1 protein-coding gene (cut by a window edge) is annotated in these 14,897 nt (G+C 69.9%); it reads right to left on the bottom strand.

What is annotated here, in order from left to right:
• Positions 1 to 125 precede the first annotated feature (125 nt).
• Positions 126 to 14,897, bottom strand: partial view of a non-ribosomal peptide synthetase gene (locus tag A5780_RS32645; protein WP_064911031.1) — the 3' end only. The gene runs 29,274 nt beyond the window's last position; 14,772 of the gene's 44,046 nt are visible here — the last part of the coding sequence; its start codon lies off the right edge, out of view; its stop codon occupies positions 126 to 128.

Below are 14,897 nucleotides of genomic sequence, written 5' to 3'. Positions count from 1 at the left end.
CCTACCCGTTTCCGGTGGAAAGGCGCAGCGAACGCTTCTTCCAAGCGCTGCCCGAGTTCAGCAGTGGCGGATGGGAAAAGCCGGTGCCGAGATGCGACCGCACCCCGTGCACCGGCCTTTCCGGCTCACTCCGACTCGATCACTCGCACTTCGCCGTCGGCGGCGTCGGTCGCCTCACCCGCCGCGGTGAACCAGTGGCTGACCTCGCCCTCGGCCAGGTCACCGGAGATATCACCGCTGGGCAGGACCGAGAGTGCGCCCGCGGTCGCGGAGGTCAGGAATTCCGCCAGCGCTGCCGGACCCGCCGTCGCCGTGGTGTACGTGGTCGACTCGTAGTCGATCTCGTGGTCGGCGCGCAGGGTGTCGGCGTGGTCGAGGGCCTGCTCCTGGGTCAGCGTGCGCAGGGTGCCGTCGGCCGCCCGCACCACGAAGGCCGGATGCTCGTCCTGCAGGGGCCGGACGCGGTCGGCGTAGGACACCGGGTGTGCCTGTGCCGCATCGATTTCCGCGCGCACCTTCGGATCGGTCGGGACCACCCAGCGCACCGACTTGGCCGCCGGCTCCAGGGCGATACCCCAGCCGGCACCCGCGGCGACGATCTCCCCGAAGGACAGGCCGTCGGCGAACAGCGCCGCGGCGCCGGCCTTCTGGATCGCCCACAGCGCCACCACGGCATCCACCGAATGCGGCAGGGCCACCGCGACGATGTCGCCCGGGCCGACGCCGCGTCCGATCAACACCCGGGCCAGCTTCGACGACCGCGAATCCACCTCGTGATAGGCGATTTCGGCGTCGCCGGACAGCAGCGCGGGAGCCTGCGGATCCTCCTCGACCACATCGCCGAGCGCCTTGGCGACCGTCCGGCTGCCGACCCGGCCGGGTTCGGCGACCGGATCGGCGGCCACCGCCGCGCCGGCCAGGATCCGCGCCCGCTCGTCGGCATCGAGGATGTCGATATCGCCGACCGCGGCCGCCGGATCGCCGGTCAGCGCGTCCAGCACCCGGTCCAGCCGCTCGGCCAGGGTGTGCACTTCCTCGGCGGTGAAGCGACTGGTCAGGTACTTCCAGGTCACCTCGATCGTCGATTCGGCGGTCACCAGCAGGGTCAGCGGGTAGTGGGTCGCGTCGTTGGTGCCGACACCGGTCACCGACATGCCGTCGATCGAACTCGCCGCGGCGATCGCATCGGTATCCATCGGATACGACTCGAACACCAGCAGCGTGTCGAATTGTGCTCCGGCGCCGGCGATTCGCTGGATATCGGTGAGGCCCACGTAGTGGTGGTCGAGCAGATCGGCCTGATCGCGCTGCAGGCCCTGCAGCAACTCACCGACCGACGAGCGGTCGTCCACGCCGACGCGCACGGGCAGCGTGTTGATGAACAGGCCGACCATGGATTCGACCCCGGTCAGCTCCGGCGGGCGGCCCGAGACCGTCGCGCCGAACACCACGTCGTCGCGGCCGGTGAGCCGGCCGAGCAGAATGCCCCACGCGGCCTGCACCAGCGTATTCACCGTGACCCCGACCTCGGCGGCGTACTTGGTGATCCGGCGCGTGCGAGCCTCGTCGACCTCGGCGACGAACTTCTCGATCTCGTAGTGCTCGGGTCCCCGCGCCGCGGGTGCGAGCTGGGTCGGCTCGTCCGCACCGGCCAGCGCCCGCGACCAGGTGCGCAGCGATTCCTCGCGGTCGCGCCCGGCCAGCCAGCTCAGGAAGTTCCGGTACGAGGACACCCGCGGCAGTGCGGCGGTATCACCGCGCACCGCGTAGAGCACCAGCAGATCGCGCATGAGCAGCGGCATCGACCAGCCGTCCACCAGGATGTGGTGGGTCGTGATCGCCAGATGGAAGGCATCAGCGTCGGTCCGGTACAGCGTGAACCGAAGCAGCGGCGCCCGCGACATGTCGAAGTGCGTGGCCCGATCCTCTTCGAGCAGGCGCTTCAACTCCGGAATCCGCTGCTGCTGCGGCAGATCCGTCAGATCGACGGTATGCCACGGCACCTCGACGCGATCCGAGATCAGCTGGACCGCGCGGCCGCCGGCGTCGGTGACGAAGGCGGCACGCAGGTTCGGGTACCGGTCCAGGATGCCCTGACCGGCCGCGCGCAGCCGGTCCTCGTCGACCGCGCCGCCGAGATCCACCACGGCCTGCATGGTGTAGACGTCCACGGTCTGCTGGGTCATCATCGCGTGGAACAGCAGACCCGACTGCAGCGGCGAGAGCGGCCAGACGTCCGAGAGCCCCGGATACTGCCGTTCCCACTCGTCGATCTCGGACTGCGCGACCTCGACCAGTGGCAGATCGGACGGCGTCAGACCGCCCGCCTCCGGCTGCCGGACATGGTCGGCGAGCGCGGTCAGCGCCGCCACCCACAGATCCGCGAACTCCTGCACGCGCTGCTTGCCGAACAGCCCGGTCGGGAACGCGAAGGATGCGGACAGCTGCGCGCCCTCCGGCCCGTCGGTGACGATCGCGTTGATGTCGATCGCGGCGTTGGCGGGCATATCCGGATCCATGTCGGCATCCAGCTGTCCCAGATCCACCACCGGCGCCCAGTCGAATCCGACCGGCTCCGAGCCGCTCTCGGCGGCCTCTGCGGTCTGCGGGCCCGCACCGGTGTCCGCGCGTCCCAGATAGTTGAAGCTGATCTGAGGTGCGGTACCGGCCGCCAGCTCCGAACCGGTCTCCGGGTTCAGGTAGCGCAGCAAGCCGTATCCGATGCCCTTGTCCGGCACCGCGAGCAACTGCTCCTTCACCGATTTCACGATGTCGCCCAGGGCTTTTCCACCACGCAGGGCGGCCGCGACGTCGGCGTGGCCCAGATCCAGCCGCACCGGATAGGCATTGGTGAACCAGCCCACCGTCCGCGACAGATCGGCGCCCGGGACCACACTCTCCTCGCGGCCGTGTCCCTCGAGCTTCACCAGCGCGGCGCCGCCCGCGGCGTCACCGCGCCAGGTGCTGACCGCCAGCGCGAGCGCCGACAGCAGGCCGTCGTCGACACCGGCCCGGTACTTGTCCGGCACGCCGGTCAGCACCGCATCGGTCACCTCGGCCGGCAGCAGCACCTCGACCCGATCGACGGTGTCGAAGGTGTCGACCGCCGGGTCGAAGGCCCGCTCGCCCAGCACCGGATCCTCGGACGCCGCGATCTGCTGCCAGAACGGCAGTTCCGTGGCTCGCGCGGCCGCGGCGTCGACCAGGGCGTGCGCCCAGCGGCGCATGGACGTGCCGTTCGCGGGCAGCGCCACGGCCTGATCCGACCTCAGCTGCGACCAGGCCACCGCGAGATCCGGGATGAGGATGCGCCACGACACACCGTCGACCACGAAGTGGTGGGCGACGATCACGAGCACGTCCCGTCGGGATGAGCCGGCACCGGTGAAGGCGAACCACAGGAACTGCGTCATCACCGCATTCGCCGGATCGAGGCGGCCCAGCGCGGCGTCGTATTCGACGCTCGCCCGGCGTGACAGTTCCGCGTCGGAGATGTCACCGGGCAGGTCGATCCGATGCACCAGGGCATCGACGTCGATCGCGCCCTGTTCCAGGGCCTCGAAGGTCCACCCGTCCCGGCTGTCCACGGCGGCGGACTCGTTGCGCCGCAAGCGGGTCCGCAGCACATCGTGGTGATCGACGACCGCGGCGACGGTCGCGACCAGCGTCTCCCGGTCGGTGTCGTCGGGCAGTCGCAGCGCCATGGCCTGCGAGAACCGCTGATACGACGATCCGGTGCCGAGGATCGAGGCCATGATCGGCGTCAGCGGGATCTCGCCGACACCGCCACCGGGCAGTTCGGCGAGCACCTGCTGCTCGGCCTCACCCGCGCGGGTGGCGATCTCCGCCAGCGCGGCCACGCTGCGCCGTTCGAAGACCTGCCGCGGCGTGAAGAGCACACCGCGTGCCTTGGCCCGCGAGACCAGCTGGATCGACAGAATCGAGTCACCGCCGAGCGCGAAGAACGAATCGTCGAGTCCGACCTGTTCGACGCCCAGCACCTCGGCGAACACCTCGGCGATGGTCGCCTCGAGCGCACTGGTCGGTGCCCGGAACTCGCGCGGCGCGAGCTGGGGTTCCGGCAGCGCCTTGCGGTCGAGCTTGCCGACCGGGGTCAGCGGAATCTCGTCCAGGACCACGATCGCCGAGGGCACCATATGCGGCGGCAGCACCGCGGCCACATGGTCGGTCACGGCGGCGGGGTCGACCGCACGTCCCGGAACAGCCAGCACGTAGGACACCAGAATCGTTGCACCGGCGGCGGTTTCGCGGCCGATGGTGATCGCGAATTCGACATCCGGGTGCCGGCCGAGCACCGCGTCGATCTCACCGAGTTCGATGCGGAAACCGCGGATCTTCACCTGGAAGTCGGTGCGGCCGACGTAATCCAGCTCCCACGGCACCTCCGGGCGGGCGATATTGCCGGCGCGCACATCCGGTTCGGCGTACCACCGCACCACGTCACCGGTGCGGTACATCCGGGTTCCGGGCGCGCCCCACGGGTTGGCGACGAACCGCTCCGCGGTCAGCCCCGGCCGATGCTGGTAGCCGCGGGCCACCGCACCACCGGAGAGGAACAGCTCACCGGCCACCCCCGGCGGCACCGGGTTCATGCGGGCGTCGAGCACCAGCGCCGACATACCGTGCACCGGGGTGCCGATGGTGATGTGGTTGCCCGGGAACAACCGCGCGTACGAGGAGATGATCGTCGTCTCGGTCGGACCGTAGGCGTTGAAGTACTTGCGCCCCGGCTGCCACTTCGCCAGCAGTTCCGGCGTGGTCACATCGCCACCCACCGACGTCACCAGCAACTGCTCCTGGTCGGCCGGATCCATCGTGCCCAGCACCGCGGGCGTGATGATGGTGTGGGTGACCTGCTCGGTGCGCAGCAGTTCCGCCAGCTCCGGGCCACCGATGATCTGTGGCGGCGTGATCACCAGCGTGGCGCCGATGTAGAACGCGCACACCCACTCCAGCACCGACGGGTCGAAGCTGGGCGAGCAGATGTGCAGGAACCGATGCTGCGGCTCCAGGCCGTACAGGCTCGTCGCCACATCCGCCAGGCCGCCGAGACCGGCGTGGGTCACGGTGACACCCTTGGGCTTACCGGTCGAGCCGGAGGTGTAGATGACATAGGCCGGATGCGCCATCTGCAACGGAGTGCGCCGATCGGCGTCGGTCACCGGCGCCGCCGACTGCGCGGCGCACAGCTCGTCGGTCGCGGGATCGTCGAGAACCAGCCATTCCACGTCGCCGGGCAGGTCGCCGACATACGCCGAACCGGTGATGCCCAGCAGCGCACCGGAATCGGTGAGCATATGCCGCACCCGATCCTCGGGATAGTTCGGATCCACCGGCACGTGCGCGCCACCGGCCTTGGTGACGGCCAGGACGGCCAGCACCATCTCGTAGGAACGCGGGAAGGAGACCGCGACCAGTTGCTCGGGTCCGACACCGCGTTCGATCAGCACCCGCGCCAGGCGCGAGGACCGGTCGTCGAGTTCGCCGTAGGTGATCGATTCACCGTTGTAGCGCACCGCGATTCGATCGCGGCCGAGCCGGACGCCGTGGCTCATCAGATCCGGCAGCAGTCCGGTGGCCATCACCTCGTCGCCGTGGACGTGAGTGAGCAGCTCGTACTCCTCGGCGGCCAGCAGCGACAGATCGCCGACCGGGGTCTGCGGCTGCCCGACGATCGCCTCGAGCAGGCGGGTGAACCGCTGCGCGAAGACCTCCACCGTGGCGTCGTCGAAAAGGTCACGCGCGTAGGAGAATTCGGCGTACATGCCGTTGCGATCGTCGTCGGATTCGCGAACCGTCAGCGACAGATCGAATTTCGCGGTGTCGACGTCGAAATCGAGCGCCGAGACGTGCAATCCGGGCAGTTCGAACGTGCTCTCGGGCAGGTTCTCGAACGACAGCGCCACCTGGAACAGCGGATGCCGCGCGGTGGAGCGCTCCGGATTGAGCAGTTCGACCAACCGCTCGAACGGGATGTCCGCGTGCGCGAAGGCCTGCAGGTCCGCGTCCTTGGCGTGGCTCAGCAGCTCACCGAAGGTCAGCTCGCCGCGCACGTGGGTGCGTAGCACCAGCGTGTTGACGAACATGCCGATCAGATCGTCGAGTTCGGCCTCGCCGCGGCCCGCGATCGGGGTGCCGATCGCGATGTCGTCGGTCCCCGACATCCGCGCCAGGAACAGTGCGAGTGCGGTGTGCACGACCATGAACAGCGTCGCGTTCTGCTCGCGCGCGGTGCGCTGCAGTCCCTCGTAGAGCTCGGTACCGATCGGGAACAGCACCCGCCCGCCCTGGAACGACTGCACGGTCGGCCGCGGCCGGTCCGCGGGCAGGTTCAGCTCGTCCGGAATTCCGGCCAGCGCCTGCCGCCAGTAGTCGGCCTGGGCGCTGAGCAGGCTCTCCGGATCGTCCTCGGAGCCGAGCAGATTGCGCTGCCAGATGCTGAAGTCGGCGTACTGCACCGGCATCGGCGCCCACGCCGGTGCCGCACCCTCGGCGCGCGAGGCGTAGGCCACCATCAGATCCCGGGTCAGCGGGCCCATCGACCAGCCGTCGGCCGCGATGTGGTGCGCGACGAAGACCAGCACGAAGTCGGTGTCGGTGACCTGGAACAGACGGATGTGGAACGGAATCTGCGTGGTCACGTCGAAGCCGGTCGTCACCGCGGCGGTGACGGCCTCGACCACGCCGGACTCCTCGATCCGCACCGGCTCGAGATCGATCGCCACCTCGGCCGGCGACAGCACCCGCTGCACCGGACCGGCGGCGGTCTCGGGGTAGACCGTCCGCAGGATCTCGTGGCGTGCGATGAGATCGGCGACCGCCTCGCGCAGCGCGGACACATCCAGCGCGCCGGAGAGCCGGATCGCTACCGGGATGTTGTCCACCGACGAGGTGGTGTCGAACTGGTTGAGGAACCACATGCGGTTCTGCGCCAGTGACAGCGGGATGTGCTCGGGGCGCGGTCCGGCCGTCAGCGGCGGGCGACCGCCGGCACCGGCCTGCTGTTCGACCTTGGCGGCCAGCCCGGCCACCGTCGAGGATTCGAACAGCGCCCGCACCGGCACCCGGGTGTCGAGCAGCGCACCGAGGCGCGCGGCGACCTGAGTGGCCAGCAGCGAGTTACCGCCGAGGGCGAAGAAGTCGTCGTCGGCGCCGACGCGCTCGACCGACAGCACATCGGCGTACACCGAGGCGACCGCCTCTTCGATCGGTGTCGAGGGCGCCCGGAAGGCAGTGGTCTCGAATTCCGGTTCGGGCAGCGCGCGCCGGTCGAGTTTGCCGTTGATGTTCAGCGGCAACGCGTCCAGTTCGACGAAGGCCGAGGGCACCATGTACGACGGCAGCGCCGCGTTCAGTGCCGCCTTCACCGCGTCGATGTCCAGGCTGTCGCCAGCCGGGACCAGATACGCCACCAGCCGGTCGCCGATGCGCGGGTCCGACTTCGCCAGCACCGCGACCTGCGCGACCTCGTCCAGGCCGAGCAGCGCCGACTCGATCTCGCCGAGTTCGATGCGGAAGCCGCGGATCTTGACCTGGAAGTCGGTGCGGCCCTGATATTCCAGTTCGCCCCGGGCATTCCAGCTCACCAGGTCACCGGTGCGGTACATCCGGGCGCCCGGCTGGAAGGGGTTGGCCACGAACCGGTCCGCGGTCAGATCCGGCCGCGCGAAGTAGCCGCGGGCCAGCTGCGCACCGGCCAGATACAGCTCACCGGAGACGCCGTCCGGCACCGGGTGCAGACGTGAATCCAGCACGTAGACCTGGCTGTTCCACTCCGGCGCACCGATCGACACCGACTGCTGTTCGTCCGCGGTGACGCGATGGCTCGTGATCGAGACCGCGGCCTCGGTCGGGCCGTACAGGTTGAACAGTTCGGCGGCGTTGTCGCGGCGGAACCGCTGGGCGGTCGCACCCGGCAGCGCCTCACCGATCGCCAGCACGCGACGCAGCGAATTCGTCAGCTTCCCATCGGATTCGGTGAGCAGCGCGTCCAGCATCGAGGGCACCACGTGCAGCGTGGTGACCGCTTCGCGGGCCATCAGCTCGTTGAGGTAGGCCGGGTCGCGGTGGCCGTCCGGCGCCGCGATCACCAGGCGTCCGCCGGAGACGGCCGCGGACCAGAACTCCCAGACCGACAGGTCGAAGGTGGCCGCGGTCTTCAGCAGCACCGAATCCTCGGCGCCCAGGCCGAATTCGGCGATCTTCCACAGCAACTGGTTGACCACCGCGGCGTGCGGAACCGCCACACCCTTCGGCCGCCCGGTGGAACCGGAGGTGAAGATGACGTAGGCGGTGTGCTGCGGCAGCAGCGGCGCGACCCGCTCGTCGTCCTCGATCGGCGAATCGTCACCCGCGGTGTCGATGTCGTCGACCCGGACCACCGGTGCGACATCGGTCTCGAATCCGGCGTCGGCATCGGTGAGGACACACACCACGTCGGCGGTGTCGAGGATGTAGCCGGTGCGTTCGGCCGGCTGATCCGGATCCACCGGCACATAGGCGCCGCCGGCCACCGTGACCGCGTACATCGCGAGCACCAGATCGACCGAGCGGCGCATCGCCAGCGCGACCCGCGACTCCGGTCCCACACCGAGCGAAATCAGGTGCCGTGCCAGCACATTCACCCGCCGGTCGAGTTCGGCGTAGGTCACCCGGGTGCCGTCGGCGCCGACCAGGGCGTCGCGCTCGGAGTAGGTCTCGACCGTCGCGTCCAGCAGCGAGGCCAGCGTCGCCGACCGGTCCACCGGGTGCTCGGTGGCGTTGCGGGCGGAGATCAGCGCACCGCGTTCGGCGGCGTCGAGCAGATCGATATCGCCGACCGCGGTATGCGGTGCGGCCACGAACGCGCCCAGCATCCGCACGAACCGATCCACGAAGCCCGCCACCGTGTCGTGGTCGAACAGGTCGGTCGCGTAGGTGAAGAATCCGGTGATGCCCTCGGGCGCACCGGTCTCGCTGTAGCGGTCGGTGGCGATCAGGTGCAGGTCGAACTGCGAGAGCTGGGTATCGAAGTCCAGTCCGCTGACCCGCAGGCCCGGCAGCTCCAGCGTGGCCTGCGCGAGGTTCTGGAACGACAGACCCACCTGGAACAGCGGATGCCGCGCGGTGGAGCGTACCGGGTTGAGCACCTCGACCAGCCGCTCGAACGGCACGTCGGCGTTGGCGAAGGCCTGGATGTCGATATCGCGCTGCCGTCCCAGCAGTTCGGTGAAGCCGGCACCGGCGTCGACCTGGGTCCGGAACACCAGGGTGTTGACGAACATGCCGATCAGATCGTCGAGCACGGCCTCGCCACGACCGGCCATCGGGGTGCCGATGGCGATGTCGTCGGAGCCCGACAGCCGCGACAGCAGGACCGCCAGCGCGGTGTGCACGACCATGAACAGCGTCGCGCCCTCGGTGCGGGCCAGGTCGATCAGCGCCCGATGCAGTTCGGCATCGATGCGCACCTCGACCTTGCCGCCGGCGAAGCTCTGTACGGCCGGACGCGGGCGGTCCGACGGCAGATCGAGCTGATCGGGCAGCTCGGCCAGCGCCTGCTTCCAGTACGCGACCTGCTTGGAGGCCAGCGAATCCGGATCGTCCTCACTGCCCAGCAGTTCGCGCTGCCAGATGCTGTAGTCGGCGTACTGAACCTCCAGCGGGGCCCAGTTCGGCGCCAGCCCGGCCGCGCGGGCGGCGTAGGCGGTCATCAGATCGCGAGTCAGCGGGCCCACCGACGAACCGTCGCCGGAGATGTGGTGCACGACCATGGCCAGCACGTATTCAGCGGTGCCGCTTGCGGTTTCGGTGTCGGGACGGACCTCGAACAGCGCGACCCGTACCGGCACCTCGGTGGTGACGTCGAAGCTGGTGTTGATCAGCGCGACCACCTCGGACTCGACCGCGGCGGCATCGACCACGCGCAGTTCGAGCTCCGGAATCGCCTGGGTCGCGGGCAGGATCACCTGCACCGGGCCCTGGTCGGTCTGCGGGTACACGGTCCGCAGAATCTCGTGGCGCGCCACCAGATCCGCCATCGCGGCCCGCAGCGCCGAGACGTCCAGCGCACCGCTCAGCCGCACCGCGATCGGCACGTTGTAGGCGGCCGAGGCGGTGTCGAAGCGGTTGAGGAACCACATCCGCTGCTGCGCCAGCGACAGCGGGATCCGCGGCGGTCGCGGCGCGGCGGTCAGCGCGCGGCGGCCGCCGGCGTCGGCGTGGTGCTCCACGCGGGTGGCGAGCGCGGCGACCGTGGAGGCCTCGAACAGCAGGCGCACCGGTACCCGGGTGTTCAGCGCCTCGCCCAGGCGCGCGGCGACCTGCGTGGCGAGCAGCGAGTTGCCGCCCCACGCGAAGAAGTCGTCGTCGCGGCCCATCGTGCCGGATTCCTTGCGCAGCACATCGGCGAAGGTATTGGCCACGATCTGTTCGATCGGGGTCACCGGCGCGCGGAAGACGGCCTTCTCGAAGACCGGTTCGGGCAGTGCGGCGCGGTCCAGTTTGCCGTTGGCGTTCAGCGGCAGCGCGTCCAGCTGCATGAACACCGACGGCACCATGTAGGACGGTAGCTGTTCGGCGAGTGCGGCCTGCAGCGCCTGTTTGTCCAGTTCGGCGGCGCCGACCACGTAGGCGACCAGCCGATCGCCCAGATTCGGATCCGCGTGCGCGACAACGGCGGTCGCGGTCACGACCGGCTGCCGCAGCAGCACCGCCTCGATCTCGCCGAGTTCGATACGGAAACCGCGGATCTTCACCTGGAAGTCGGTGCGACCCCGGTAGTCCAGTTCACCCCGGTCGGTCCATGCCACCAGGTCACCGGTGCGGTACATCCGCGTGCCCGGCGCCCCGAACGGATCGGCGACGAACCGGTCCGCGGTCAGATCCGCGCGCCCGAAGTAGCCGCGTGCGAGCTGCGCACCGGCCAGGTACAGCTCACCCGGCACACCCACCGGAACGGGCCGCAGCCGCGAATCCAGCACGTACACCCGGCTGTTCCACTCCGGCGCGCCGATCGATACCGACTGGCGGTCGGCGGCGGTAACGCGATGGCTGGTGATCGAGACCGCGGCCTCGGTCGGGCCGTACAGGTTGAACAGCGCGGCCTCGGCGGTCTCCAGGAAGCGCTGCGCGGTCGCGGCCGGCAGCGCCTCACCGATGGCGAGCACCCGCTTCAGCGACGAGCTGAGCATGCCTTCGCTCTCGGTGAGCAGGGCGTCCAGCATCGACGGCACCACATGCAGCGTGGTGACGGCGGTGCCGAGTATCAGCTCGTTGAGGTAGGCCGGATCGCGATGCCCCTCGGGCGCGGCCACCACGAGGCGGCCACCGCAGGCGGCGGCGGTCCAGAACTCCCACACCGACAGGTCGAACGTCGCCGCGGTCTTGAGCAGCACCGAATCACCGGTGCCGAGGCCGAATTCGGCGATCTCCCAGCGCAACTGGTTGACGATCGCGCCGTGCGACACCACCACGCCCTTGGGGCGGCCGGTGGAGCCGGAGGTGAAGATCACGTACGCGGCGTTGGCCGCGGTGAGCTCCCGCAACCGCTCCCCCGCGGTGATCGGCGCCGCCGAATAACCGGAGAGCTCGAGTCCGTCGAGTTCGATCACCGGGCGCTGCGGAGTCCAGCGCAGCGCGCTCTCCCCGTCCTCGTCGGCGGTCGCCGCGACGGTGGCCGAGGTGGTCAGCACACAGGCGGGGGCCGCGGTCTCGAGGATGTAGTCGATGCGTTCGGCGGGCTGGCCCGGGTCGATCGGCACGTAGGCCGCACCGGTCTTGGCCACCGCGTACATCGCGACGATCAGCTCCACCGACCGGCCCAGCGCCAGCGCCACCCGGTCCTCGGTGCCGATCCCGCATTCGACGAGATAGCGCGCCAGGCGATTCACCCGCGCGTCGAGGTCGCCGTAGGTCAGCACCTGCTGCGCCGTTCCGGTGGCCTCGGTGTCGACCACCAGCGCGACCGCGGTCGGGTCGGCGGCGACCGCCGCATCGAGCAGCGACACCAGGGTCGCCTCGGTGTCGATCGGGTGGGCGGTCTCGTTCCACCGCCGCAGGATGCGCTCGTTCTCGGCGGGATCGAGCAGGTCGATATCACCGACCGGGCCGGACACGTCCGCGATCACGGCGTCGAGGACCCGGACGAACCGGTCCGCGAAGCCCTGCACCGTCGACTCGTCGAAAAGGTCGATGGCATAACCGAATTCGGTGATGATCTCGGCCGGCGAACCGTCCTCGGCGTAGCGGTCGTAGAGCGTCACGTGCAGATCGGTCTTGGCCAGCTGGGAATCGAAATTCACCGCGCTCACCGACAGACCGGGCAGCTCCAGCGCGGTCTCGGCCAGGTTCTGGAACGACAGGCCCACCTGGAACAGCGGGTTGCGCGCCGTGGACCGCACCGGGTTGAGCACCTCGACCAGCCGCTCGAACGGCACGTCGGCGTTGGTGAAGGCCTCGAGGTCGCGCTCGCGCACATCGGCGAGCAATTCGGCGAAGCTCGCGTTGCCGTCGATGCGGGTGCGGAACACCAGCGTGTTGACGAACATGCCGATCAGATCGTCGAGTTCGCGCTCGCCACGCCCGGCGATCGGGGTGCCGACGGCGATGTCGTCGGTGCCCGACAGGCGCGAGAGCAGCACGGCCAGCGCCGCGTGCACGACCATGAACAGCGAGGCGTTGTTGGCGCGCGCCAGCTCGTGCAGGCGGGCGTGGCGCTGCGGGTCGATCTCGAAGCGAATCGCCTTGCCCTGGAACGACTGGGCCGGCGGACGCGGGCGGTCGGTCGGCAGTTCCAGCTGATCCGGCAGTCCGCCGAGGGCGGCGGTCCAGTAGGCGACCTGCTGGGCGGCCAGCGATTCCGGATCCTCCTCGGATCCGAGCACCTCGCGCTGCCACAGCGCGTAGTCGGCGTACTGCACCGGCAGCGGCGTCCACTGCGGCGCCTCACCCTGCACGCGTGCGGCGTAGGCCGCCATCAGATCCCGGGCCAGCGGTCCCATCGAGGAGCCGTCGGCGGCGACGTGATGGACGGTGAAGGCGAGGACGTGTTCCTCGGCCGACTGGTCCCCGCCGGTGATCCGGAACAGCGCGACCTTCAGCGGCACCTCGGCGGTGACGTCGAAGGTGGTCATCGCGAATTCGATGATGCGGTCGAGCAATTCGTCCTCGGCCACCGCCACCGGCTCCAGCGGGGGCGCGGTCTCGGTCGCGGGCAGGATCACCTGGTGCGGGCCGTCCGCCGAGCGCGGGTAGGTGGTGCGCAGCACCTCGTGCCGGGCCAGGACGTCGCCGAGCGCACGTTCCATGGCCGCGACATCGAGCGCGCCCGACAGCCGCACCGCGAGCGGAATGTTGTCCACCGCGGAGGTGGTGGTGTCGAACTGGTTGAGGAACCAGTAGCGCTGCTGCGCCGGCGAGAGCGGAATCCGTTGCGGCCGTTGCCCGGCCACCAGCTTCGGCCGCGTCCGGCCGGATCCGGCGCCCTGCTCCAGGCGCGCGGCCAGGGCGGCGACGGTCGACGCCTCGAACAGGTCGCGCACCGCCAGCTGGGTGTCGAGCGCGGCGCCCAGGCGCGCAGTCACCTGGGTGGCGATCAGCGAGTTGCCGCCCAGTTCGAAGAAGTCGTCGTCGAGACCGACCCGGGGCACACCCAGCACATCGCTGAACGTGCCGGCCACGATCTCCTCGATCGGGGTGGCCGGGGCGCGGAACTGCCGGGCCTCGAACACCGGCGCCGGCAGCGCCTTGCGGTCCAGCTTGCCGGAGGCGTTGAGCGGGAAGGCGTCCAGCACCACGAAGGCCGAGGGCACCATGTAGCCGGGCAGCGCCTCGCCGAGTTCGGTGCGCACCGCGTCGGGGTCGACGACGGCGCCGGTCGCGGGCACCACGTAGGCGACCAGCTGATCGCCGAGCCGGTCGTCGGAGCGCACGACCACCACGGCCTGCGCGACGGCGTCGACCGCCACCAGTGCCGATTCGATCTCGCCGAGCTCGATGCGCAGACCGCGCAACTTCACCTGGAAGTCGGTGCGGCCCAGGTACTCCAGTTCGCCGCCGGCACTCCAGCGCACCAGGTCACCGGTGCGGTACATCCGCTCACCGTCGCCGAACGGGTTGGCCACGAACCGATCCGAGGTCAGATCGGCGCGCGCGACATAGCCGCGGGCCAGCTGATCACCGGCCAGGTACAGCTCACCCGCGACGCCGGTCGCGACCGGGTGCAGCCGCGAATCCAGCACGTAGACACGGGTGTTCCAGACCGGACGGCCGATCGGCACCGCGACCGTGTCGGCCTCGGTCACCTCGTGATAGGTGACGTCGACGGCGGCCTCGGTCGGGCCGTAGAGGTTGTGCAGCCGGGAGCCGGTCAGCTCGATCAGGCGCTGGGCGGTGACCGCCGGCAGCGCCTCACCCGAGGCGAAGACCCGGCGCAGCGTGGTGCAGTCGGCGCCGGAGGCGTCCAGCGCGGCGACGAAGACCGACAGCATCGACGGCACGAAGTGCACGGTGGTGATGCGCTCGGCGTCGATCAGTTCCGCCAGATAGGCCGGATCGCGGTGGCCGTCGGGCTTGGCGACGACCAGGCGCGCGCCGACCTGCAGCGGCCAGAAGAACTCCCACACCGACACGTCGAAGGTGGCGGGCGTCTTCTGCAGCACGACATCGTCGAGGTAGAGGTCGTACTCGTCCTGCATCCAGGCCAGGCGGTTCACGATCGCGGCATGGCTGACGGCCACGCCCTTCGGCCGCCCGGTGGAACCGGAGGTGAAGATCACGTAGGCGGTGTGCGCGGGACGCAGCGGGGCAATTCGGTCGGCATCGGCCACCGGATCGTCGGCGTACTCGGTCAACTCCAGGCCGTCGATCGCGACGACCGGTACGTCCGGCCGCGCCGC

Origin of the sequence: Nocardia sp. 852002-20019_SCH5090214, assembly GCF_001665865.1 — a bacterium.
Lineage (GTDB): Bacteria > Actinomycetota > Actinomycetes > Mycobacteriales > Mycobacteriaceae > Nocardia > Nocardia nova.
This window is presented reverse-complemented; position numbering and strand designations above follow the sequence as displayed.